Source organism: Corynebacterium sp. LaCa_282, assembly GCF_057198125.1.
Genome location: NZ_CP191095.1, coordinates 2,472,947 through 2,497,445, shown reverse-complemented (window position 1 = coordinate 2,497,445; position 24,499 = coordinate 2,472,947). Strand labels below are relative to the sequence as shown.

The window sequence follows — 24,499 nt, the reverse complement described above, 5'->3', positions numbered from 1 at the left end:
AACGGGCTACCTTCAATAATTCTCTCGGGGACGGGTGGACAGTAAATAACAAATTCCACGGTGGATTCCACCGCGGTTTTCACAGTGGTTTTTATCGAGTCACCTCGATCTCCACAGAGTTATCCACAGGTGTGGAAGAAATAGTTATTCACAGCTTAGTGCATGGCTGTGGATAACTTGTGATAGCCTACTTTATGGCGTTGTACTGCGGAAACAGTAAAACTCTCAAGTGGTTATTTAGAGTTATCCACAGCGGTTAGCTTGCTGTGGAATTCGATTCCTTAGTTCTACCGCCGCGAAGGCGGGTGTGTCTAACGGAGGATTTATACTTAAAATGCAAAATGCTATGGAGGGTTGCGGCGCGAAGGATTAGCCGCAGCATGAGCGCGAAAACTGGCCCTCTAGCTGCAGGAAAAAACACTTATGTAATTTCGGGTGTAACCGGGTGTCGATTTGTTCCCAGCGGTTTAAATCACGTAATCTGGCATGGTCTATTGCAACAGAGAGTTGCGTATGAACAGGACGGCGTCACTTCGCATTGGCTGGGCTACCAAGGCTCGCCGAGCATTTGGATAACAGTGACGCGTCAGGTTCATGGAATCCATTCATCAGTGGATGTGCTGCCGTTTTCAGGCGGCAGTATGTCCACGTACAACTTCAAGGAGAATTGACGTGGCAAAGGGTAAGCGCACGTTCCAGCCGAACAACCGTCGCCGTGCACGTAAGCACGGTTTCCGCACTCGCATGAGCACCCGTTCCGGTCGTGCAATTGTGGCCGCTCGCCGCAAGAAGGGCCGCGCAAAGCTGTCCGCATAAGTCATGCTGCCAGCCCACCACAAGCTCACATCACCGCCGCAATTTCGGCGGACGATGAAGGGCAGTCGCCGGCAGGGCACTCGCACCGTCGTCGTGCATGCGCGCGACACCATGAGTGCGAATTCCAATGGCACCATGGGCAATCCGGCCGAGATCGCGGCCACTGGGCCGCGATTCGGCCTCATTGTTTCTAAAGCCGTCGGGAATGCAGTGGTACGCCACCGCACCTCCCGGCGGCTTCGCCATGTGTGCATGACGCTCATCCCCAAGCTCCCAGCGGGCGTGGATGTTGTCATCCGTGCGCTACCTGCCAGCGCGACCGCCACCAGTGAGCAATTAGAAAAAGATATTACTAAGGCGCTGCGCAAGCAATGGGATATTTAAATACCCGTGGGGAAGAAATTCCTGCAGCCTCCGGACTGGCCGCGCCGCTGGTTAAAGCGGTTCGTTTCTACCAAAAACATGTCTCGGGCCTTAAGATGGTATCAACCTGTCGGTTCGAACCGACATGCAGTGCTTACGCCTTAGAGGCGTTGTCCAGACATGGCGCGCTTAAAGGTACGGCGATGGCAATGGCTAGGGTGTGCAAATGTGGGCCCTGGCATCCGGGCGGATTCGATCCAGTCCCGGTACCGGTCACCAACAACAACTGAGGATTAAACACTCGTGCTTAATTTCATTTACTGGCCAATTTCGGCCGTTTTATGGTTCTGGCACTGGCTGCTATCCCTCGTAATGGATCCCGCCTGGGGCATTACGTGGATTTTGGCCATCGTGCTGCTGACCTGGACGCTGAAGGCGCTCATGGTCAAGCCCACCGTGAGCCAGATTCGATCTTCGCGCAAGATGCAGGAAATCCAGCCCAAGGTGCAGGAAATCCGCGCGAAGTACGGCAAGGATCAGGCTCGCGCCGCGCAGGAAATGCAGAAGGTCTATAAGGACGCTGGCGTCCGCCCGATGGCCGGCTGCCTTCCGGTCTTGGTGCAGATTCCAATGTTCATTGGTCTTTTCCACGTGCTGCGCTCGTTCGACCGCACGGTGTCTGTAGCCGGCGGCTTTGGACACCCCAGCGGCGAGCCGATGTCCATTGAGGACAATGCCAATACCGCGAACTACATCTTTAAGCCGGAGCTCGTCCAGCAGTTCTTGGACGCCAAGATCTTCGGCGTTCCGCTGGTGACAAACCTGCGCCTGAACTCGCCCTTGGTGGAAGGTGTTACCACCACCACCCAGGCGGCGTTCATCATCGTGCCGATGATTGCCGTGATTGTCGTGCTGATGCACTTCAACGCGCGCATGAGCCTGAACCGCCAGGAAAAGCGCCGCGCCCAGGGCAAGACTTCCGCCCCGCAGGGTCAGAATGCGGAAATGATGCAGCAGCAGATGGCCATGATGTCCAAGATGATGCTGTGGGTCATGCCCGCAATGCTGATCTTCTCCGGCTTCATCTGGCCCATCGGTTTGCTGTTCTACATGCTGTCCAACACCGTGTGGACCTTCTTCCAGACCCGCATCATCTACGGCAAGATGGACCGCGAAGAAGAAGAGGAAGAGGCCGCTAAGATTGAGGCCAAGCGCACTACCGCTCCAAAGCCAGGCGCTCGCAAGAAAGACAACCGCACGAAGAAACAGCGGAAGAACGACAATTAAACAGCTACTGAGGAGATTCTCATAGTGTCCGAGATGGACCCGTCTGCAGTATTTGGCTCTCGCCTGCCGCTCGCGCAGGAATACCACGATTCGCTCGCTACAGACGGGTCCACTCGTGGTTTTATCGGCCCGCGCGAGGTACCGCGGCTGTGGGAGCGCCACATCTTAAACTGCGCAGTTATTGAACAAGTCATTCCGGAAGGCGCCAGGGTTATCGATGTCGGCTCTGGTGCCGGGCTGCCCGGCATCCCGCTTGCCATCGCCCGCCCCGATCTGCACATCACGCTCATTGAGCCGCTTTTGAAGCGCTATAACTACCTCAACGAGGTAACCGAAAACCTGGGATTAGATAACGTCACCGTGCTGCGCGGGCGCGCCGAAGAAGGCCCCATTAAGAAGGCAGTGGCCGGCGCAGACGTGGTGACCTCCCGCGCGGTAGCTCCCCTGGGAAAGCTGGCAAAGTGGTCTCTTCCCCTGGTGCGCAAAGGCGGGGAAATGATCGCGCTGAAAGGTTCTTCTGTACACGAAGAGCTGGAGCGCGATGCCGCGGATATTAAGAAGGCCGGCGGCGGAAAGGCCGAGGTCACGACCGTTCACGGAACCACGATTATCCGTGTCCCGCGCGTGAACTAAAGTAGACGGCATGACTAATCCGCGCCTTATCACCATTGCCAACCAGAAGGGCGGCGTAGGTAAAACCACCTCCGCCGCTAACTTGGCCGCAGCCCTTGCTACTGAAGGCAAGAAGGTATTGGTCATTGACCTTGACCCCCAGGGAAACGCATCGACCGCCATGGGCGCGGAACATAGCTCAGGAACCGATTCCAGCTATGAATTGCTCTTGGGCGATTGCACTGCGGAAAAGGCCATGCAGGCTTCCCCGCATAATTCCAACCTTTATTGCATCCCCGCGACCATCGATCTTGCCGGCGCAGAAATTGAGATGGTCTCCCTCGTCCGCCGCGAGTTTCGGCTTTACGATGCCCTCCATAAAGGGTTCCTAGAAGAACACGGCTTTGAATACGTCTTTATTGATTGCCCGCCATCTTTGGGCTTGCTGACGATCAATGCCATGACGTGTGCGGAGGAAGTCATCATTCCTATCCAGTGCGAGTACTACGCACTGGAGGGCGTGGGCCAGTTATTGGGCAATATCACGATGATTCGCGAGCACCTCAATGAAGATCTGCATATCTCTGCGGTGCTCCTTACCATGTATGATGCACGTACGCGTTTGGCCGAGGATGTAGCCGATAACGTTCGCGAGCAATTTGGCGCCGTTGTCATGGGTAACGTCATCCCGCGTTCTGTGCGCGTCTCAGAGGCGCCTGGTTACGGGACTACGGTCATTGATTACGCCCCTTCATCCACCGGTGCACGGGCGTATCTCGCGGCGGCTCGCGAGCTCAACAGGCGCGGTGATTATCGCCCACATCCCACCACGGGAGCGATTGGCGTGAGCCCCGAAATTTATGCGGAATTGGAAGGATAGGATTTCATGGCAGAACAAAAGCAAGGTGGCCTAGGCAAAGGCTTGGCTGCTCTCATCCCGTCCGGCCCCGATGCACCTACCCGCAAGCCACGGCTGGGTGATTCCGCCGCAGATATTATCCTGGGAAATTCCACGGGCAACAGCGAGCGCAAGGCACGCGGTGAGAAGCGCGTGAAGGGTGCTCCCACCATTCAACAAGGTTCTGGGCCCAAGTCCTCCAAGAAGCGGCAAGCTACGCCGGCAGCAATCGGGGCGACCTACCGCGAGATTTCCGTGGGGGAAATCGTCCCGAACCCCAAGCAGCCGCGCACCGTTTTTGATGAGGATGAGCTCAGCGAGCTGGTTCATTCCATCCGCGAATTCGGCCTCCTGCAGCCGGTCGTCGTCCGTCCCTCCGAGGAGGGCGGATTTGAGCTCATCATGGGTGAGCGCCGTTGGCGCGCTTCCTCCAAGGCTGGCTTGGCCACCATTCCCGCCATCGTGCGCGATACCAAAGATGACAATCTGCTTCGCGATGCCCTGCTGGAAAACATCCACCGCGTCCAGCTCAACCCTTTGGAAGAGGCGCACGCCTATCAGCAGCTTTTGGAAGAGTTCGGCGTTACCCAGAACGAACTAGCAGACCGTATTGGCCGCTCCCGCCCGCAGGTGACCAACATGCTCCGCCTGCTGCGGTTGCCGGTGGATGTACAAAAGCGAGTCGCCGCAGGCACCCTCTCGGCCGGTCACGCGCGCGCTATCTTGGGCCTGGACGATAAGGAAGCGATGGACTACATCGCGGACCGGGTTATTTCGGAAGGCCTGTCCGTGCGCGCCACAGAGGAAGCCGTGACGCTGTATAAGCGCGACGGGAAGCCTGCGGAGAATAAGAAGAAGTCTCAGGTACCGCAGCCGCAATTTTTCACCGACTCGGCTGAGCGCCTCTCGGATCGCTTCGATACCAAGGTCACCGTGACCATGGGCAAGCGCAAGGGCAAGATGGTCGTAGAATTCGGCGACCAGGAAGATTTCGAGCGCATCATGGCGCTGATGGAGCGGGATAAATAACTGGCTCCTGTGGCAGGTTCCCCAGGTGCCTGCCACTTCCGCAAGGTGAGTGCCCTCCTCTTTAGAGCGAGGGCACTATTTCTTAGAAAAGATGAAGTGGCCCTTGGCTTGTTCTTCCTCGTATTCGGCGCCAAGCGGAATGCCCTTGCGCTCGCGCAGGAGTAGGGCCGCAATAAATCCGACGATGCTTGCGGAGACAAGATAGACGGATACCGCAAAGGTCGTGCCCGTTGCTTCTACCAATGCTGCGGCGATCATCGGGGCGAAGGCGCCGCCGAGGACGGAGCCGATGGCATAGGTAATCGATACGCCCGAGGCACGGATGGATGCGGGGAAAAGCTCGGTATACATGGCAGATTGCGCACCGTAGGTTAAGCCGAGGCCTACCGTCAGGAAAATGAGGGCGGCATACAGCAATCCTAGGGACGCTGTATTTACCAGCGGGAAAAGGGCCGCTGCGCCGATTGCTTGAATGACAAATCCGATGAGATACGTCGCGCGGCGCCCGATATAATCCGATAACCAGCCGGCGAAAAGGGTAAAGATAAGCCACGTGAAGGCGGATAGGGTGACGGCATTGAGGACATCGCCACGCGCGAGCGAGACCGGGCCCTCGGGGTTGGTGGCGTAATTTTGGATATAGCCACCGGTGGTCATATAGCCCACGGTGCCATTTCCTGCAAAGACTAGGGCCGCGACGAGGACAAGCGGGAAATACCGCTTGAACAAGATACCAATGGGGTTTGCCGCTTCGCGTTTCTTATTATCCGAGATCTCCTGAAAGACCGGTGATTCATCCACGCCGACGCGGACCGCGTAGCCGATGATCACTAGGACGAAGGAGAGCAAGAACGGCACGCGCCAACCCCATTCAAGGAAGGCATCCCCTGGTGCGATGATATTCATGATGGACAGCACGCCAGAGGACATCAGTAGGCCGATGGGGACTCCGACCTGTGGTCCAGCACCGAAGAGGCCGCGCTTATCGTTGGGAGCGTGCTCAACTGCAAGCAGTACCGCGGAACCCCACTCTCCCCCGGCAGAAATGCCTTGAATGATGCGGAGGAAAATCAACAGGATGGGAGCCCATACTCCCGCCGTATCGTAGGTAGGCAGGAGGCCAATCAGTGTGGTGGCCCCGCCCATGGCAAAAAGGGTGACCATGAGAACGAGGCGGCGGCCAAGACGGTCACCGAAATGTCCCGCTAGGAACGCGCCAAGTGGGCGAAAAAGGAAAGATAGGCCCACGGAGGCGAAGGAGACGATACTCGCTACCCCGCCTTCTAAGGGGCCGAACATCACCTGGTTGAATACCAGGCCGGCAACCGCGGCATAGAGAAAGTAGTCGTACCATTCAATCGCGGTTCCGATTGTGGTGGCAGCTACCACGCGGCGGGTTTCTTTTGTGGAAATTGGGGCGGAGGTTGAGCTGCCCATAATGGGAATCCATTCACTGTGTAGTAGTCAATAACTGGACTGATATTACACGGTGGCTCAGCCACAAAAGAATGCTTGCGCCCCAAACCTAGTGAGGAGGGGCTAAGCCTGCTCCGCCTGAAGCAGCTCGGAGAATTTGTAGGTGCCGGTAATGGCGGTGTCTTGCTCCATGAGGTACATGCGCTTGACGGCGATGACGATTGCTTCTGCAATATCATCACGGCGCTTAGGGTTGGTCAGGATTTTGACGTCCTCAGGGTTGGTGAGATAACCCAAAAAGATCTGTACCACCGGCATCTGCGTCAGGCGCAAGAGATCCCAGGTACGGCCATGGTTAGAGCAGTCCTGCAGATCGGTGCGGGCCACGATTTCACGCTGGATGAAGCCAGACAGGGTTTCACCAATGAGTGAGGAGTTTCCGGATTCGGAACCAAAGTAGAACGTGGCTACGCCATGGGCCTTCTCATTGGGGTAAGAATCGCACGCCAAAGAGATGACCATATCGGCATCAAAGGCATTAGCCAGCTCGGCACGGGATTGCACGTCCGCATCATCGGTGCGGGGGCGCGAAATAATGGTCTCCATGCCGGCGGCGATCATGCGGCCTTCGATGCGCTGGGTGAGATCCCATAGAATTTCTTGCTCAGAAATATCACCAAAACGGCCCTTGACCGTGAAGCCAGAGTCCCGGCCACTGAGCGCAGGGTCAATGACCACGCGCTTTCCCGCCAGCTTCGGCCCGGCATTGCGCACGCGCTCGCGTTCTACAATATTGTGCGCCGAACCGCCGGTGATGCGGCGGCCGAGTAAGCTGAGCGCGCGAATGGTCGCGGGCCCACACACGCCGTCTTCCTGCAGCCCGCAGTTGTGCTGGTATTCGGTGAGCGCGGCGTGGGTAGTGCGGCCAAAATGGCCATCGACGCGGTCTTGATAAAACCCAAGCTCTTGCAGTTGCTGCTGCAACTGCGAGATGTCATCGCCCACCAAGGCATTGGTGGGCTCGTAGCTCAATACACGGCTACCCAGGGTATATGAGGCTTGGCGTAACTCGCGCAGGGTGAGATCGTCGATCTCTCCCGTTGGGAGGATGCCGCGCGACTGCTGAAATGCCTTGAGCACTTCAGCGAGATCGGCATCAAAGGTCTTATCAGTCTCGGAGTACTTCTGCTTTTTCCAGGCAGACAGTTCCCCCGTGAAATCTGATAAGAGGCCAAGGCGAGCCAAGGTGGCGCGAGCTTCAGCTACGCGCACACTTGAATCACCAACCCGAAGAACGCGATTCACGCCTTTCACCCCTTCCACGGCCCTAGGACTTTGGGCCGCATGGCAGATTTCCTACTCGTTAACTTTAGTAACAAGATTAACAGCTATAACTGCTTTTTCACTTGCGCCACGATGTCATCTTTAGAACGCAGGCCAACGAACTCATCGACCTTCTCGCCATTGTTGAAAATCAATACATTTGGGATGGATATGATTTGGAACATGGCACCGAGGTTTCGTTCTTCATCGACGTTGACCTTGGCGATGGTGACCTCACCGTCGAGCTCATCTGCGACCTCTTCCAAGATCGGAGACAGCTTCTTGCATGGCCCGCACCATTCCGCCCAGAAGTCTACGACGACGGGTTTATCCGACTCGATGACATCAGAACGGAATGTTTCAGTGGTTACCTTTTTGACGTTACTCATACTGGATCTAACGGTTTGCAGCCAAGAATTGTTCCGCATCCATGGCAGCGCGGCAGCCAGATCCTGCGGCGGTGATGGCCTGCTGATAGTGATCATCTACCAAGTCACCGCAAGCGAAAACGCCAGGCAGGGAGGTCTTAGTGGAGGGCTGATCAACCTCAACGTAGCCGTTATCGTTCAGCTTTACCTGGCCGTTGAGGAAGGACGAGCGCGGATCGTGGCCAATGGCCACGAACATGGCGGTGACATCCAAGGTGGAGGTTTCCCCAGTCTCAACGTCCTTGAGCTCTAGGCCGCCGACCTTGCCGTCATCTTCAAGCACGCGCTCGACAACCTTATTGGTTTCCCACTTAATCTGCTCGTTCTCCTGGGCGCGGTCCAACATGATCTTGGAGGCGCGGAAGTTTTCGGAGCGGTTGACAATGGTGACAGATTCCGCGAACTTGGTCAGGAAGGTAGCTTCCTCCATGGCGGAATCGCCGCCGCCGATGACGGCGATATTGTGTCCCTTGAAGAAGAAGCCATCGCACGTAGCGCAGGTGGAAACACCGCGGCCGGAGAGCTCTTCCTCGCCGGGAATGCCAAGGTGGCGCGGTGCGGCGCCGGTGGCGAGGATTACCGTGCGGGCTTCAAATACCTCATCGCCCACGTGGAGCTTTTTAATATCGCCCTCCAACTCAACGGAGTCGACGACTTCCATGCGCAGATCCGCGCCAAAGCGGATTGACTGTGCGCGCATTTCTTCCATGAGCTCTGGGCCCATGATGCCCTTTTGGAAGCCCGGGTAGTTCTCTACCTCGGTGGTGTTCATTAATTCGCCACCGTATTCAAATCCCTCAAATACAATGGGGCTGAGTTCAGCACGAGCGGCATAAAGCGCGGCGGTATAACCGGCAGGTCCGGAACCTACGATGGCAACATCGTGGACGGTCATTGCTAACTCCCTAAAATCACAGTGTCATTTTGCGTAACGTCAAGAGTCTACCCGCCAGATTGCGAATCGTTCATATTGTAAAGGCTAGCGGCTGCGAAATTGATGCAAGAATGATGCGATATCGAGATGTAGTTAACCGATGGCTTCGCGCAAGACCTCCCGCGCGCGTGCGCGGCGAGATTTAACGGTGCCGGGCTTTACGCCTTGGGCGGTGGCAACTTCGTTGACGCGGAACCCGGCGACATCGGTAAGCATGAGTGCTTCGCGCTGGTCTTGCCTTAAAAGCTCCATGGCCTCGCGGACGACGAGCTGCTCGGCAAGGTTTTCAGATGGGTTATGCGCCAGCAGTGGATTGCGATCATCGGCAAAATCATCGCTATCGAGCGAGGCGTTTTCCCTATTAGCCCGGTGATTTAAATAGTCGTAGCCGGTGTTTTTCACCAGGCGGTGCAGCCACGTGCTTAAGGCCGATTCCCGCCGGTAGTTATGGAGATTGCAGCTGGCGCGCAGGAAGGCTTCTTGCACGACATCCTGCGCGTCGTACTCATTCCTTGTATAACGCCGCGCCACGGTGGTCAGCCGCTTGCGGTGGCGTTCCACGATGGCGGAAAAGGCTTTATTATCCCCCTCGATAAAAGCATCAACTAATTCTTCGTCGCTGTGGTCAGGACTTAATGGCATCTGTAGATTCCCCCCGGATCAACAAGTGTTAAAGCAATTGTGACCCGAGGGGAACTCCGGCGCGAGCCGGCGGCGGTACAGTCTATTGACCGCCTATTGCTGGGCGCGCACGCGCAGGGTGCGGCGCAGGTGATCGCGGCACTCTAGGAGCACGCGGCGCAGCGCACCCGGCAGATCCTTGTGCAGGAGATCCGTGGTGGCGGACTCCGCCATGGAAGATTCCGGGTAGAAGCCGCGGATCAGCCGGTTGGCGATCTCAATGGGGTGATTATCCCAGATGTCTTCGACGCGGCGGAAGAATTCCTCGGCGAATTCTTCTTGTAGTTCCGCCGAGCGCGGGGCGTTGAAGCCGGCCAGCAGGGCATCGACCTCTGCATTGGAATACTCCCCTGGTCTCAGCGCGCTATCGAAGGCGGCTCGCTTGGTCTCCGGCGTGGGGAAGGCGTGGCTAGCGCCCAAGAATTCGGCGGCGCCGGTCAGCGTATTATCGCGCTGCTTTTCTGCTTCCAGCTCATCCAATGCGACGCCGTCGCGGGCGGCCAGGGCGCGCAGGATGGACCAGCGGATCTGCGGATCGAGGCGCAGGCCCTCCACCGCGCCGGCGAGCAGGTCCCGCAGGCGCTCGGTGCCGGAGGCCTCCGGCGTTGCGGCGAGTGCGGCAATGGCGGTGCGGGCCAGAATGAGCTGCGCATCCGAGCCCGGATCCGCGGCGCCGAGCTGTTTCCACAGCGCATCGGCGAACTCGGTGCGCACCTGCTCGCGACGGTCTTCGGCCACATAGTGCTGGATGGCAAAGTGCGCATTGCCGTAGGCGGTGGTCAGCAGCGTGGCATTGGTCTCTGCGGGTGCATGCTTGGCGACGACCCCCACGTACTCCTCCGCATTCCACTCCCCGTCCCTGGTGAGGTTCCACAGCGAGGTCCAGATGACCGCGCGGCTGAGCCCATCTTGGACCTCGGACAGGTGATCCCGGATGGTATCAAGCGAAGCATCGTCGAAGCGGACCTTGGTGTAGGTGTGGTCGGCATCGTTAAGCAGCAGCAATGCTGGGGCCTTCTCCCCCGCCGCCTGATCGACGATGGTGCGGTGGCCGCCGGCGGGAAGGTCGATGTCGAACTCGCGGTACTTGTTCAAGGAGGCATCAAAAAACGCCACGTTCAGGCGGTGCGGGCGGGTCGTGTCCTCGGCCTCGGCGCTCACCGCGAGCTCGGTGATCTTCTCGCCCTCCGTGTGCAGCTCCGGGGTGAGGGTGTCTGGACCCCAGGTGCGCAGCCATGCTTTTGACCAGGAATCGAGGTCGCGGTCTGTGTGCTTTTTCAGGGCCGCGAGCAGATCATCGAAGGTGGCCGCGGCGAAGGCATGCTCCTGGAAATAATCCCTTGCACCCGCGTAGAAGTTATCGCGGCCCACATAGTGCACGAGCTGCTTGAGCACCGCCGCGCCCTTGGCATAGGTAATGCCATCGAAGTTCTGGCGCGCGGCATCCACGTCCGGAATCTCGGCCTTGATGGGGTGCGTGGTGGGAAGCTGATCTTGCAGGTAGGCCCAGTTTTTGCGCTGGCCGGCGAAGTTGACCCACGCCTCTTCGTAGGCGGTGGCGTGCACGGAGGCATCGGCGCCCATGAACTCCGCGAAGGATTCTTTGAGCCAGAGATCATCCCACCACTGCGGGGTGACAAGATCGCCGAACCACATGTGGGACATCTCGTGCAAAATGGTATTTGCGCGGGCGGCCTTCTGGCTGCGCGTGGCCTTTGACCGGAAGATATAGCTTTCCGTGAAGGTCACCAGGCCCGGGTTCTCCATGGCGCCGAGGTTATATTCCGGCACGAAGATGGAATCGTACTTGCCCCAAGGGTAGGCAAAGCCGAAGTTCTCGTGGAAATAGTCCATGCCCTGCGCGGTAAGCTCCAGGATTTCCTCGTCCAAATACTCAAACATGGAGGCGCGGGCAAAGGCGCGCAGCTGCGCGGAGTGATCGCCATCCGGCGAGTTCCAGGTGCGTTCTTGATACTTATACGGCCCAGCGGCAAAAGAGGTGAGGTACGTCGAAAGCGGCGGGGTGGGCGCAAAGCGGACCGTGGCATTGTCCCCGTGCTCCTCGCGCTCGGTCTCCGGCTGGTTGGAGAGGATCTGCCAGTCCTTCGGCGCGGTCATGGTGACGTGGAACGGCGCCTTGAGGTCGGGTTGCTCAAAGCAGGGGAAGATGCGGCGGGCATCGGAAGGCTCGAGGTGTGAGTACAGATAGGTCGCGTCATCGGCCTGGTCGTGCATGCGGTGCAAACCCTGGCCCGTGCGCGAGTAGCGCGAGGTGCCACTGACCTCAATCGTCAGCTCCTCCCCTACCGGTAGCCCGTGGAGGCGGATAAGGCTGCCATCAAAATCGACGTCCTGCACCTGACCGTTAACCGTTACCTGCTCTACCGATTCTCCCAGGTAGTCCAGGAAAAGCTCGGGCTCGGTGGTGGTGAGCTCGATGCGGCTCGTCGCGCCGAACGTGGGGCTTTCCTTCACCTGAGATAAGTCTAGGTGCAGGTGGTATGCCCGCAGGTCTACTGCTGCAGCGCGCTCTTGGAGTAGCTCGTGCTGGGTTTTATCGCGTTGTGTCGTCATAGTTAGAAACTATAGTTACCGCAGTGGGAGATTTAACGAGATATCGGATGTGAAAACGATAAATGGGGTGTTGTGCTGCCGGGCTCAGCTCTCACTTTCCCGAGATTTGATAATCGCGATAGCGGCGAGAATAAGGTATACGATCAATGAGCCAGCCGTGGCATAGCCAAACGATGCCATTGCGGAACTTGAAAGGCTCTCCCGGAGCGCAAAGCCCACAGCTGACACAATCCCCGCGGCTATCGCAATGAAATCAACGGCAAGTGGAATCGTCGCCTTATAGTGATGAATCTGCCACGCGGTGACCGCCGTTCCACAAAGCAGGCCAATAATCGCAAATGCATTGTCTTGCATGTACATAGCCCACAGGGACGAGGAGACCGCTAATATCCCCAGCGATGCGTAGGTGATACCCCGTGAAGTAGTGGCCGTTTTCATGGTGTTCTCCTTGCGCCTCGTCCCGGCAATTCTATCGGTGATTCTTAGGGGAAACCAGTGTTCGTGCTTGGACAATCAAGATCTGCCCGTATATTTGCGTCGGCGCAGATTCATACATCAAATCCACCGGCCTCTGTGAGGTGTACTCAGCGAACACCACCTCGATGTCCTCTGCCGCTGGGAGATCCTTCCCAACTGCAGCGGCGGCAACCGTCTGAGCTTGCTCGCGCTCACGGTCCAGTATCTCCCAGTGAACCTCATCGGCGTCTTCAAGACGCCGATACAACGCCAACTGCTCCTGACACGACTGCCGTTGCTGCGGAGACAGCTGCAGTGGCTCCGCCTGATGCTGCGCCACTGTCAGCTATCGGGCTGCCTGCTCCACGTCCTGCTGTGCCACCGCGGTCTGCTGCCGCGCCTGGGTGACTTTCCGCTGTGCGGTGTGCAGGTCATGCTGCTCGGCCTTCTTCCTCCCGGCACCCTTGAGCCACCCGATCCCGCTGCCGGCAGCCTGCTCCGCATCCCGGGACTGCGCCTCTGCGACCTGGAGCAGTCCGGCACACCGATCGGCCTGCTCCTGGGCGGCCGTGAGTTTTTCGGCGTCCTGCTCGACCTTCCGCAGCGCGGTGGCCTCCTGCTCCAGCGGCTCACTGGCCTGCTTGACCTTCAACTGCAGACCTCAGGACTCACCGGCCAGACGCAGCAGGTGGTCGTCGACCTCCCGCAGCGGACGCTGCGCGTCCGGCTGCGGTGCCGCCACCTGAACCAGCGGCCTGCCGGGCGGCGTAGGCGTCCAGCCGTGCTTCCCGCAACTGACCCCGGTGCTCCATCGCCTCGGCCATCGGTGTGCCGGCGAACGGGTGAACATCCACCGTAAGATCCGTCGACAGTCGATCCATCAACCACCGATCCCAGTTCTTGCCCCACACCGCGTGCGGGGTCACATCTGCCCGCTCCCGGCTGCACGCCGCGACCAGGAGATCCCGCGCGTACTCCACCGACTCTCGCCGGCCCCGGAACCAGCAGCATCGGTAGCATCGACAGTCGTGGACCGGTCGTGACCGGTCTCCGAATCACCCGGCGACGTCTCCGCCAGATACAGCGCATTGACCTTCCTCCCACACCGATCCCTCGGGATCGGCGACCGATTCCATCTTCGGGTACTCGATCACTGAGCAGCTCCGGGCGGCGAAGGCGGGCCAGTCCCGCAGCAGTGGCACCGGTCGGGCTTCTGGACCGACCAGTTCTCCGAGAATGGACCCGGGCGTCGACGGGCCGAGTCTCTAGGACTCCTGCTCGGTTACGAGAGCCTGCCGCGTGGACCTGCCGACCGACTTGCCTCACAGGAAAATATGCTGAGACACAACTCTAGAAGACGCGACCAGATATACTCTTGTCGAGCGCGGCTAAAGGTCGCGGCATTCGACTGAAGGATAATGCATGAAGGTTCTCATCACTGGTGGAGCAGGATACATTGGATCGACCATTGCGGCATGTTGCCAGGACAATGGCATAACGCCCGTCATCTTGGATGACTACAGCAAGGGGCTCAAAGAGTTCTCACGGCCGTATGCAAACTACGAAGGCGATATCGCGGACACCTGCGTAGTGCAGAACATCCTGTCTGAGCATCCAGATATCGATTCCGTCATCCACTGTGCGGCGAAAATCGTCGTTCCTGAATCTGTGTCCGCGCCACTCGACTACTATGAGAACAACGTCGCCAAGTCACTGACGCTTTTGCGTGAGCTATCCGGTCTCGGAGTCCGCCGCTTCATTCTTAGCTCGACCGCATCCATGTACGAAGCTGGTGATGACTACATGGTCGACGAGTCCGGAGCAGTCGCCCCTCAGAGTCCCTACTCGGCATCCAAATGGATGTTGGAGCGCGTGCTGCGCGATTTCGCTGCCACCGGTGCGATGAACGCGATCGCGTTGCGCTATTTCAATCCGATCGGCGCAGACCCTAGTATGCGTAGTGGCCTCCAGGATCCACATCCGACACACGCCCTCGGCAAGATGATCGAGGCGTATCGAAGCGGAGGGGTATTCACGGTGACGGGTGTCGATTGGCCCACGCGCGACGGTTCCGGACTTCGTGACTATGTGCATGTCTGGGACCTCGCCCGGGCCCACGTGGCGGCGCTTCAGAACTTCGACGAGGTCATCTCGAGATCCGAGATCGATGGTTTCGATATCATTAATCTCGGAACCGGAACGGGAACAACGGTGTTCGAACTCGCCGACGCGTTCGGGCAAGCGACCGGGAAGCCCCTGAATGTGCAGACAGCTCCTCCGCGGCTCGGTGATGTCGTGGGTTGTGCGACTTTGACCGACAAGGCCGAACAGCTCCTCAGTTGGCAAGCCGAGTTGAGCATCGCAGACGGGGTCAGAGAATCACTAGAGTGGGCAGAAAAACTCCCGTCTGTACTAATTCGCGAACGGTCCACCGCAATGGACGCCGGGGAAGCATGATGGATGTCGTCAACGTCGTTCTGTTTCGGCATTCGCCTCGACCCTCTGAACTCAAGGTCCATGGAAAACGACTAAAGCCCGCGGCCGGGCGGGTACGCGGCGCGGGCTTTAGCGGTTGGTAACCAAAGGCTGTGAGAGCCCAAGGTTTTCAAAGAAGTGCGATTACTGCTTGATGGCAGAAACCTCGAGCTCGATCTTGATGTCTTCAGAAACGAGGACGCCGCCGGTCTTGAGCGGAGCGTTGAAGTCGATGCCGAAGTCCTTGCGGTTGATCTTGGTCTGTGCCTCGAAGCCCAAGCGGAAGTTGCCGAATGGGTCTTCAGCGGTAGCGACCTCTTCAACCTTGAGGTCGACAGACTTGGTGGTGCCCTTGATGGTGAGGTCACCGGTAACGGTGCCGTTGCCGTCCTCATCAACGTTGACGTTGGTGGTGGTGAAGGAAAGCTCTGGGTACTCCTCCACGTTGAAGAAGTCTTCGTTCTTTACGTGGCCGTCGCGGTCCTCGTTGCCGGTGGAGATGGAAGCAGCCTTGATGGTGGCCTCTGCGGTGGAGTCAGCGATGTTCTCGGCGACGTTGATGGTGCCTTCGAACTCACCGAAGTTGCCGCGCACCTTGGTAACCATGGCGTGCTTGGTAACGAAGCCGATGACGGTGTGCTCTTTGTCGATGGTGTAGGTACCTGCTGCGAGGGACATGATTGTTTCTCCTAACGTTGTTGTTGATGTAACACCAACTACGATACCCGATTGGGCGTTTTAGTCAAGCCTTGAAGTAAAAATTCTTTTTCCAACCCGCTGACCTAGGCATTAAGGATGGCCTACAAGCTGGACCTCCCCCAGTGTGACCTCTTTTGACTTAGGCAGTTCCGTGATGACTATGAGCGCGGCATCGAATTGTTGGGGCGTTTCTTTTAGCTCCAGCTCCTCGTTTAAGTGCTTGAACTTTCCTTCCGCCAATTTGGGAAGAGAGCTCAGCTGCGGGTGCTTGGGATCGAAGTCGTCTTTATTAACGCCATAGATTTCGTAGTGCGCGCCATTGGACCTGGTGTGGGTCACGGTCATGACAGAAAGGTGGGCCGGGTTATCCAGGGTGACCAAGGCGCCGGAACCGGATTCCTTCGTGGACCAGGTGGTGATCGTCTTGCCATCGATTAGCTGCTCATTATCCTCGCCATCTGGCACCGTGATGGCGGATGATTCCTTGAGGTGCACCGGCGGGGTATCCGGGATCATCGTGGAGCCCTGCACGGTTTCGGTAACCGAACTGGTCTTTTCTACATCGCTGAGCAGGGACATCACCCACGTCGTCAGCGCCGCCATGCCCACGACGAAGATGGTGGCGAAAATGCCGATGACCACGACGCCGGAGCCCGAGTAACCGCGGCCGCCAAAGCCGGGTTCTTGCTTCGGATCCTCTTCCTGCGTGGGCTCATCTTCAACGACCACGGGGAGGGCCTCCGTCTTTTCTTCCTGCTCTTCCGGGGCGAATTCGCGCAGGCGCTTGGCGATGCCCGCCGAGGTCAGCCCCTCCGCCTCCTGCAGCTCTTCCAGCTTCTCTTCGCGGGTCTCTGCATCCGCGGCGTCAAAGGCCAGCCGTGCCTCTTCGAGGCGCTCTGCGGCCTCATCGGCGGTGAGGTTGGCGTCATCGGAAATATCGCGCAGCTTCTTCGGCGATGGTTCGGTGGATTCGACCAGCATGCTTAGCGCGGAGCTGAGGGCCTCGCGGTCGCTTTCTGCAGACGTCCCATCCAGCACCGCGGGGAAGGCAACCTTGACGATGCCGGAGGTGGATACGCGGAAGCGGTCGCGGTGCTCCACGCCGAGGATGAGGCCAGCGTCGTGGGCCGTGGCGGCATCGGCAAACAGCGGCGCGGTAGCGCGGGCAACGGAGTTGGGGTCGAGGTTATCTGCCTCTGCCACCTGCTTGAGGGAGGTGCCCTCAAACCAATCCGCCACCACCAGGCAGCCGGTGCGGTAGGACAAAATCTCGATATTATCCGCCATGGTCTCCAGGTTGAGCTCGGCCAAACGCCGCGTATTGCGGGAGATTTCGGCGGAGCGGCGGGCAGAGACTGTGGGCGTCGATGGCGCGATGGGCGCTTGGGTATTGGTATCGACGAACGTTAACGCCACGAGGCGGCCGGTGGCTTGTTCGCGGGCCTGCCAGAACCGGGCGCCGGATACAGCGCCGTGATCCTGCAGGAGGCGGAAGCGACCGTCCGATACGGGGGCGCCGGGGACCAAGCGCGGGCCGCGGACGATACCGGCGGACATCGGTGGCGGCACCAAGGTGGCATTGAAGGAATCCTGCGTATAGACCGGCTGGATTTCCTGCAGGTCTGGTTCCTCGACCTCGATGGCCTTGGAACTGTCCACCGTGATGAACCGGGACATTCCCGGGATGCGCTGGAGGGCGCGCGCCAGGTTCTGCACCTCGGGCAGGGAGGACTTGGACAAGACCAACCCGGTGATAATCACAAACACGATGCCCAGCACGACGACCTTGACCAGCGACACGATCGACGGCAGTTGCTCTGGCAAGAGCAATTGCATAAGCCAGTACAGCGCCCACGACACAACGAGGCCGACCGCACCGGCGCCGGAGGACCAGATGACCGTCTGGGTTACCGCCTTGCCACCCAGGCTGCCCAGTTTCCGCTTGAGCAGGAAGCCGCCGATAACCGCACCGGAGATAAAGCCAAAGCCGTTGGCGGTACCGAGGAGGATAACCACTCGGTCCGAGTTACTGGTCATCAGCGGTGCCAGCAAGGTCAGTACGATCTTGGTCAGCGTGATGCCGGCAATGATGAAGGTGGGCGTCCACGCCTCTTCCCTAGCGTAGAAAACGCGCAGGTGCAGCAGCACCAGCGCATAGGGGATCAAGGTAAAGGCGGAAAAACTGATGGTTAGGCCGAGCTGCTCTGCGCTATCTGCGCCATAGGCGCCGTATTGGAATAGCGCGCGGGCGATGGGCACGCCGAAGCCCGTCATGAAAATGACGATGGGGATAAGCGCGATGAAGGTCAGCTTGGTGCCCAAGGTGAGGTCGCGCACCACGGCATCGACATCGCCATCGGCGGCATTGCGCGAAAGCCGCGGCATGATGGCGGTCAACAAGGTCACGCCGATAACGCCGTACGGCACCTGCAGCATCAGCCATGCGTTCTGGTAGACCAGCGGCGCACCGGCATCGGCATACGCCGCCACGCGGGAGGTGACCACGTAACCCAGCTGGGAGATGGCCACATAGGTAATAATGGCCAGCGCCATGCCGCCGAATTGCTTGATGCGGGCATCGAGGCCCCACTTCGGGCGTAGGTTGATGCCGGCCTTTTTCAGGTACGGCACAAGGATCAAGCACTGCACGATCACCGCCGTGGTGGTGCCCAGGCCTAGCAGCATGATGTGTGGATCCGCCACCGGCGTAGGATCGTGCGGGTCGAGGCGGCCTGGCAAGAAGCGATACGCCAGCAGGACGCTGATGGAAATGATGTTATTGACCACCGGCGCCCAGGCACCAGGGCCAAAGATATTCTTGGTATTTAGGACCGCCTGGAAGAGGGCGAAGAGGCCGTAGAACAGGATCTGCGGCAAGAGCAAGAAGGCCAATGATGTTGCCTGTACGGCATTGGCCTTGGAATCTTCAGGCAGCATCATCCTCGTTAAGAATGGCGCGAAGATAACGGAGAGGATGGTAACGATGCCCAGGATGGAAAACGCCAGGGTAAAAAGTCTTCGGACGAAGGTTTCGCCGCGGTCCGAGTCCTCTTTCTCCGCGCGCACCAAGACCGGGACCACTAGTGAGGTCAGCACCGCGCCCAGCACGATTTCGGTGACCAGGTTGGGGATCTGGTTGGCGCTACTGAAGGCCGTACCCACCGTGGCACCAAGGGTGGCGCCGATCAGCATCTGCCGTAGGAAGCCGGTGATGCGCGAGAGCAGCGTGGCGATGGCCATCGTTCCCGTCGCGCGGATGACATCCTGATTGGAGGCCTCGATCTCCGCATTGCGGCCAGTCAGCGCGGACTTATCTTCCTCAGGGGGAACAGTGGTGTTCTGCACTGAGGGGGTGGGCCGCTTTTCTGGTACCGGTGCGGGCGGAGAGGCGCGCACGATGCGGCCGCGCGCGCCGGCGGTAACCGGGACACGGTTTTCTTCCGCATTGGGGGCGGTATCCGTGGGGTCTACCGCGCCTGCAGGTGCCTTCTCCGCGTGGTGGGCCTGGCGGCCATCTTTTTCGGTCATAGAGGATACAACTTCAACTTTTACTTTTCAGCCTTGTGATTTTTGCGTCGGTGACGGCCAAGCCGAAAGAGCGTAGCCAAAACCAGCGCAAGAGCGCCGGCTATGCCGGCAGCGTATAAGGTTACGATACCGGCACGTGTCTGCACCGAGATAGTGATGGGCTGCGAAATGGTCTGGTCTTTAGGAGTGGCCAGCCACAGCCCAATGTCCGTGCGATCCGCGTCCTTCGGCATATCAGCGGTCATGGATACAGTAATAGAGCCCTTAGCGGGAATACGGACGCTTTTGGGCGTGTTGAGCCGCGCGCCATCGGGGGCATCGTATTGCAGCTTCGCCTCCACCGGCAATGGCAGGCCATTTTCGGCCACGATGAGCAGCGGCGATGACTCAGATACGCGAGTATAAACATTGCCCGGCGGGATGAGGGAGACGGAATCGCGCAGATCCCGCAGCGTATTGGAGTGCATCTCCATGGTGCGGGAAAAGGACTGGCGCGCTGCGGCGTGGGTGCTCAAGCTATCGCGATTATGAAGCGATAAGGAATTGAGGAGATCGCGGCGCAGTGGCAGCACGAATTCAGAGCGCGTCATGGTGATATCAGGGTCATCCACCACGATATTCATCAGCTCATCGGTATAGCGCGCCTGTTGCTCAACGCGGGCCAATTCGGGTTCCGAAAAGACGGCCGGATCGATAAAGGGGCTGCCGGTGGGAGCGTTCGGATCGCCCTGCTGCAATTCCACTGTGCTGATCCCACGGGGACGGGAGTGGCCGGAGTCGAGCAGTTCTTCCGCGGCGTCGAGTGCATGCTCGGCCGCGCTTGGGTCTAAGTAGTTGGGAAGCTTGGCCACGGTATCTTCCCCACCCGCGAGGCTGAGGGCCGCCCCGCCCGTGATGGCGCGAGACAGAGCAGAATCTTTGGCGTAGTCATAGCGCAGCTCCGGGTTGGAATAGCCAACCGTCTGCGGCTTGGAGCCGGTTTGGGATAGCAGGGCGCCAAGGGAGGCATCGAAAGTCGCGGCCTCGCCGGACCAGTTCGAATTATCCGCAACCAGGGATGGCACCGGCAATTTTTGGTCAATATAACCGGAACCTACCGCCAAGATATTGCTGGCCGGTGCCTTGCTCAGGATGCGCTCAATGGTTTGATTGCCGCGCTGCAAACCCTCAAAGAGAAGGGCGGGATTATTGGCCCGTGCCACCGCAGAGGCATTCGCATTGGCCCAAGGCATGGCGATGAAACAATCCAACTCGCGCAGGCGCTCCAGCCACCGCTCGGCGTCATTTTTTGCCTCACCCGGCACTCCCTTGTCATCGTCACTGCCCCGCGACCAGGAATCGCGCAGGCGCTTGGGGCGATCGCCCTGCGCGGGGCGGGTGGAATTGACCGTATAGCCTTGCGCCATGCGGTTGACGGTATCGAGCAGCGCGGGATCGATGGCCACGCAGCCCGCTCCCTGCAGATCATGATCTTGGTAGGTAGAAACCAACCTATCGAGGCGGCCGCCTTTGTGTAGCTCATGCCCCAAATCATCCGAGGACAAGATGAGCTCTTCTCCCCCAAGCCCGCCGGGGACGATGTCCAGGTTCGCGCTGATGGGATAGACCACAGTGAGATCGTGGGGTTGGGAATCCTCGGCTTCGGCGTCATCTTCTTCCGGTGCCGCTTCCTCCGGTGCCGCGGCATCTTTGGCATCCGTGGGGCCCTCGTCAGAGAATTGGGCCACAAAGCGCTCTTCCGCCAGACTCACCGCATCGCCCTCGAGGGTGCCGGTCAGGGTAAAGAGCAGCGGATAGGCGCCCGGTTCATTGATGGCCAAGGTGCGCTCGGCATCCAATCCACTGGGTACGGTAAAGCTTAATTCCCGGGTTTCCCCTGGTTGCAGCGGCGCGGTGGTCATGCCAGGGCCGTAGTAAGGAAAATCACCGGTGGCCATTTCCGTCCGCGCTTCTGCCGCATTAGCCACGCTATCGCCGCGCCGACTAGTTATCTGCAGATCTTCTAAGGGCTGATCGGTGGGGTTGTGCACGCGGAAGCGCAGCCGCAGGTCAGTGCCTACGGTAAAGGGCTGGGCATCGATAAGATCCAGATCGGCGCGCTCCGGGCCGCGCGCGCCCAGCCAAGCCTGGATATCCATCTGCTTGTCCGGAGCAGAGTCCATTTGGGCCGCCGCGTTTGGTAGGAACAATCCCCAACCGGCGAGTACCGCGCAACCGCCAGCCGCGGCGAGTGATTTCAGGCGCTGGTGCATTAGCGTGGGGTCGCTTTCCCTGCGTCGGCTTCCTTTCGTGCGAGATCGGGGAGGAGATCGTGCGCGATGCGCGCGAGCTTGCGTTCGTCCGCGTACGCCAAGTGCTCGATGAGTTCAGAAACGGGAACCCAGGACACCTCGGTAACCTCTGGATCCTCATCGTTCATGATGCCGTCCACAAAGCGCAGCAGATGGTGGTGCACCGTCTTGTGAATGCGGACGCCATCAGAAACGAACCAATAATCGATCACGCCGAGGTCAGCGAAAACCTCGCCAGAAATACCGGTTTCTTCCCATACCTCGCGCTCTGCGGTGACCTCCTTGGCCTCGTCATTTTCCACGTGCCCCTTGGGCATGGACCACAATAAACGCCCGCGGCGGTCTAAGCGCCCAATCAGCGCTACGTAGACGCGGGACAGGTCCGCCTTACCGTTGCCGTCGACGCACTCGGCCAGCCCGGAGATTACGAGCCCGCCCGCAGAAGTCTCATCGCGGGTCTCCATGACGGTGGAGGTGCCGTGATTATTGCCGCCGCGTTGCTGCCTGCGCTGCTGGGTGTTGCGGCGCGTGCGGTTATCCGGCCGCCGCCGGCGCCGGCGCCGATTACGGCTACGGCCGCCTCCTTTGGAGGGGCCTTGCGCGGAGCCTTGTTCTTGGTTAGTCATCCCTGCCAATCGTAGTAGACTCTCACCCGTGAATTTTCAGGACACTCAGTTAATCGGCGTTCTTGCGCGCGCGGAGTCTACCGTGAACTCGCTCAGTGGCTTATTGAGCGGGCTGGTAGACAAATTCAGCGCGCGCGGACATGCCCTCTACCTCGTGGGCGGCTCGGTGCGCGATGCACTCCTCGGCCGCTTGGGCAATGATCTGGACTTCACCACCCCAGCGCGCCCGGAGGTGGTCAAGGAAATCCTGGATGAGTGGGCCGAAACGGTATGGGATACCGGCATTGCCTATGGCACCGTGTCCGCCGTGTACAAGGGCCAACAGATAGAAATCACCACCTTCCGCTCCGATTCCTATGATGGGCAGTCCCGCAACCCCGAGGTCATCTACGGCGATAGCCTGGAGGGCGATCTGGTGCGGCGCGATTTCAAGGTCAACGCCATGGCCATTGAGCTGCTTGCCGATGCCACCTTTGAGTTCCACGATCCCCTCGGCGGCCTCCACGATGTGGCCAATAAGGTGCTCGATACACCGGATAAACCGGAAATCTCCTTCCACGATGATCCGCTGCGGATGCTGCGCGCCGCGCGCTTTGCATCCCAATTGGAGTTTCACGTGGCAGACCGCGTGGTAGCCGCTATGCGCGATATGGCGGCAGAGATTCAGCGCATCACGGTAGAGCGCGTCCAAGTGGAGTTGGATAAGCTCATGTGCGGCAAAGCGCCGTGGGATGGCATCGACCTGCTGGTCAATACCGGGATTGCGGATTACATCTTCCCGGAGATCCCTGCCCTGCGCATGACCACGGACGAGCACGCCCAGCACAAGGATGTCTATGCGCACTCGCTGAAGGTGCTGCGCCAGGCCATGGATCAAGAAGAAGACGGCCCGGACCTGGTTTTGCGGTGGGCGGCGTTGCTGCATGACATCGGCAAGCCCGATACCTTCGATAACACCGACGGTAAGGTCTCCTTCCACCACCACGAGGTGGTGGGCGCCAAGCTGACGCGCAAGCGCCTGCGGAAGCTGAAATACCCCAAGGCCACGACGGAAGATATTGGCCAATTGGTCTACCTGCACATGCGGTTCCACGGTTTCGGGGAAAATCAATGGACCGATTCTGCCGTGCGGCGCTACGTCAATGATGCCGGTGACCTCCTCCCCCGCCTGCACAAGCTGGTGCGCGCCGATTGCACCACCCGCAATGCCAAGAAGGCGCGGCGTTTGCAGCGAACCTATGACCAATTGGAGGAGCGAATCGCAGAGATCGGCCGCAAGGAAGACCTCGCACGGGTGCGCCCGGATCTAGATGGCAACGAGATCATGGAGATTTTGGGCCTCTCCCCTGGGCCCGAAGTGGGACAGGCTTGGTCCTATTTGAAGGAAATGCGCCTGGAGTACGGCCCCCTCGAGCGGGAAGAAGCTATTGCGAAGTTGCGCCAGTGGTGGGAGTCTAAACAGTGATGTTTGCCGATAGATTATTTAATGCCCTCGAGCGCAACGATCCCGCCCCAGGGCAACTACTCGTGTCCGCCCCAGGGATGCTGTCCCCGGAATTCGCCCGCTCCGTTATCTTATTGGTTGAGCACAATGACATGATGACCTTTGGCGTGGACCTCACCAAGCGCTCAGAAGTGGCCATTTTTAACGTGCTTCCAGAGTGGATGTCCGTCGTTGCCAAACCGCAGGCGCTGTATATCGGTGGTCCGCTCAACCAGCAATCCGTCGTGGGCCTGGCGCAGACCAAGCAAGGCGTGGACCCAGATAAAGAAGAACAACTCAACCGCCTCGCACCGCGTCTAGCGCACGTGGATTTGCGCTCCAACCCGGAAGATATCGAGCCACTGGTCACCGGCATGCGCATGTTCGCCGGCTACGCCGAGTGGGGTCCCGGGCAGCTGGAGGAAGAAATCGAGGCCGGTGAATGGTTCGTAGCACCCGCCCTAGCACAGGATGTCGTGGCCCCAGGCCCGGCCGATCTTTGGGCCGATGTCATGAAACGCCAGCCAATGCCCCTGCCGCTGTATTCCACCTATCCCGTGAATGTGGATGATAATTAATT

The 24,499-nt window shown here is 59.1% G+C and carries 21 protein-coding genes and 1 pseudogene; 10 read left to right on the top strand and 12 right to left on the bottom strand.

The features are described 5' to 3' along the window. Positions 1-672 precede the first annotated feature (672 nt). The 7 genes from rpmH to ACP8KU_RS11695 are packed head-to-tail and all read left to right on the top strand — an operon-like array spanning position 673 to position 5,005. Positions 673-816 carry a 50S ribosomal protein L34 gene (gene rpmH, locus ACP8KU_RS11725; protein WP_005275994.1) on the top strand — a complete coding sequence of 48 codons (144 nt, stop codon included), beginning with the start codon at positions 673-675 and terminating at the stop codon, positions 814-816. A gap of 3 nt (positions 817-819) precedes the next feature. Continuing rightward, the gene (gene rnpA / locus ACP8KU_RS11720) at positions 820-1,200 is read left to right on the top strand and encodes a ribonuclease P protein component (RefSeq protein WP_034653281.1); all 381 of its coding nucleotides are present in this window, start codon (positions 820-822) and stop codon (positions 1,198-1,200) included. Then, positions 1,188-1,469, top strand: coding sequence for a membrane protein insertion efficiency factor YidD (yidD, locus tag ACP8KU_RS11715; protein WP_172596733.1), 282 nt, complete (start codon positions 1,188-1,190; stop codon positions 1,467-1,469). Before rnpA ends, yidD begins: the two co-directional genes overlap by 13 nt. A gap of 13 nt (positions 1,470-1,482) precedes the next feature. Then, positions 1,483-2,466, top strand: a complete 984-nt coding sequence (yidC, locus tag ACP8KU_RS11710; protein ID WP_023028030.1) for a membrane protein insertase YidC — start codon at positions 1,483-1,485, stop codon at positions 2,464-2,466. Between the two features lie 33 nt (positions 2,467-2,499). After that, positions 2,500-3,099: a 16S rRNA (guanine(527)-N(7))-methyltransferase RsmG gene (gene rsmG / locus ACP8KU_RS11705; protein WP_237792311.1), complete on the top strand. Its 600-nt coding sequence runs from the start codon at positions 2,500-2,502 to the stop codon at positions 3,097-3,099. Positions 3,100-3,109: 10 nt separating this feature from the next. After that, complete coding sequence (locus ACP8KU_RS11700) at positions 3,110-3,958, top strand: ParA family protein (RefSeq protein WP_005275982.1); 849 nt, start codon at positions 3,110-3,112, stop codon at positions 3,956-3,958. A gap of 6 nt (positions 3,959-3,964) precedes the next feature. Beyond that, positions 3,965-5,005 (top strand): ParB/RepB/Spo0J family partition protein, encoded by a 1,041-nt coding sequence (locus ACP8KU_RS11695; protein ID WP_284809635.1) that lies wholly within the window; start codon positions 3,965-3,967, stop codon positions 5,003-5,005. Positions 5,006-5,080: 75 nt separating this feature from the next. On the opposite strand, the gene ACP8KU_RS11690 is transcribed toward ACP8KU_RS11695, so the two are convergent. From ACP8KU_RS11690 to ACP8KU_RS11655, 8 genes are all read right to left on the bottom strand, one after another. After that, positions 5,081-6,442 (bottom strand): MFS transporter, encoded by a 1,362-nt coding sequence (locus ACP8KU_RS11690; protein WP_023028027.1) that lies wholly within the window; start codon positions 6,440-6,442, stop codon positions 5,081-5,083. 102 nt (positions 6,443-6,544) lie between these two features. Further along, the gene (locus ACP8KU_RS11685; protein ID WP_034653713.1) at positions 6,545-7,726 is read right to left on the bottom strand and encodes an N-acetylmuramoyl-L-alanine amidase; all 1,182 of its coding nucleotides are present in this window, start codon (positions 7,724-7,726) and stop codon (positions 6,545-6,547) included. Between the two features lie 83 nt (positions 7,727-7,809). Continuing rightward, on the bottom strand, positions 7,810-8,133 hold the full coding sequence (trxA, locus tag ACP8KU_RS11680; protein ID WP_484483788.1) for a thioredoxin: 324 nt from the start codon (positions 8,131-8,133) through the stop codon (positions 7,810-7,812). Between the two features lie 7 nt (positions 8,134-8,140). Further along, positions 8,141-9,067, bottom strand: a complete 927-nt coding sequence (trxB, locus tag ACP8KU_RS11675; protein WP_005275966.1) for a thioredoxin-disulfide reductase — start codon at positions 9,065-9,067, stop codon at positions 8,141-8,143. Positions 9,068-9,199: 132 nt separating this feature from the next. Then, entirely contained in the window at positions 9,200-9,748 is a 549-nt protein-coding gene (locus ACP8KU_RS11670; RefSeq protein ID WP_005275963.1) for an RNA polymerase sigma factor, read from the bottom strand. 93 nt (positions 9,749-9,841) lie between these two features. Then, positions 9,842-12,361 (bottom strand): aminopeptidase N, encoded by a 2,520-nt coding sequence (gene pepN / locus ACP8KU_RS11665; protein WP_484483787.1) that lies wholly within the window; start codon positions 12,359-12,361, stop codon positions 9,842-9,844. A gap of 84 nt (positions 12,362-12,445) precedes the next feature. After that, the gene (locus ACP8KU_RS11660; protein WP_023016398.1) at positions 12,446-12,799 is read right to left on the bottom strand and encodes a hypothetical protein; all 354 of its coding nucleotides are present in this window, start codon (positions 12,797-12,799) and stop codon (positions 12,446-12,448) included. 364 nt (positions 12,800-13,163) lie between these two features. Beyond that, positions 13,164-13,469: a hypothetical protein gene (locus tag ACP8KU_RS11655; RefSeq protein ID WP_005275950.1), complete on the bottom strand. Its 306-nt coding sequence runs from the start codon at positions 13,467-13,469 to the stop codon at positions 13,164-13,166. Between the two features lie 770 nt (positions 13,470-14,239). On the opposite strand from ACP8KU_RS11655, the gene galE reads away from it, so the two are divergent. Further along, complete coding sequence (gene galE, locus ACP8KU_RS11650) at positions 14,240-15,274, top strand: UDP-glucose 4-epimerase GalE (protein WP_284642205.1); 1,035 nt, start codon at positions 14,240-14,242, stop codon at positions 15,272-15,274. A 162-nt stretch (positions 15,275-15,436) separates the two neighbouring features. On the opposite strand, the gene ACP8KU_RS11645 is transcribed toward galE, so the two are convergent. The 4 genes and pseudogenes from ACP8KU_RS11645 to ACP8KU_RS11630 all read right to left on the bottom strand — a co-directional run. After that, a complete protein-coding gene (locus tag ACP8KU_RS11645; protein ID WP_005275938.1) occupies positions 15,437-15,970 on the bottom strand; it encodes a YceI family protein in 534 nt (177 codons plus the stop codon). A 111-nt stretch (positions 15,971-16,081) separates the two neighbouring features. Further along, on the bottom strand, positions 16,082-19,519 hold the full coding sequence (gene murJ, locus ACP8KU_RS11640; RefSeq protein WP_284631270.1) for a murein biosynthesis integral membrane protein MurJ: 3,438 nt from the start codon (positions 19,517-19,519) through the stop codon (positions 16,082-16,084). Positions 19,520-19,539: 20 nt separating this feature from the next. Next, entirely contained in the window at positions 19,540-21,681 is a 2,142-nt protein-coding gene (locus ACP8KU_RS11635) for a hypothetical protein (RefSeq protein ID WP_284631272.1), read from the bottom strand. An 89-nt stretch (positions 21,682-21,770) separates the two neighbouring features. Next, positions 21,771-22,433, bottom strand: a pseudogene (locus ACP8KU_RS11630) (NUDIX hydrolase); the annotation flags it as partial. Positions 22,434-22,464: 31 nt separating this feature from the next. Here ACP8KU_RS11630 and ACP8KU_RS11625 point away from each other — a divergent pair. After that, entirely contained in the window at positions 22,465-23,901 is a 1,437-nt protein-coding gene (locus ACP8KU_RS11625; RefSeq protein WP_005280447.1) for a CCA tRNA nucleotidyltransferase, read from the top strand. Then, the gene (locus ACP8KU_RS11620; protein ID WP_005280446.1) at positions 23,901-24,497 is read left to right on the top strand and encodes a YqgE/AlgH family protein; all 597 of its coding nucleotides are present in this window, start codon (positions 23,901-23,903) and stop codon (positions 24,495-24,497) included. The genes ACP8KU_RS11625 and ACP8KU_RS11620 overlap by 1 nt, the downstream gene beginning before the upstream one ends. The last annotated feature ends 2 nt before the right edge of the window (positions 24,498-24,499 follow it).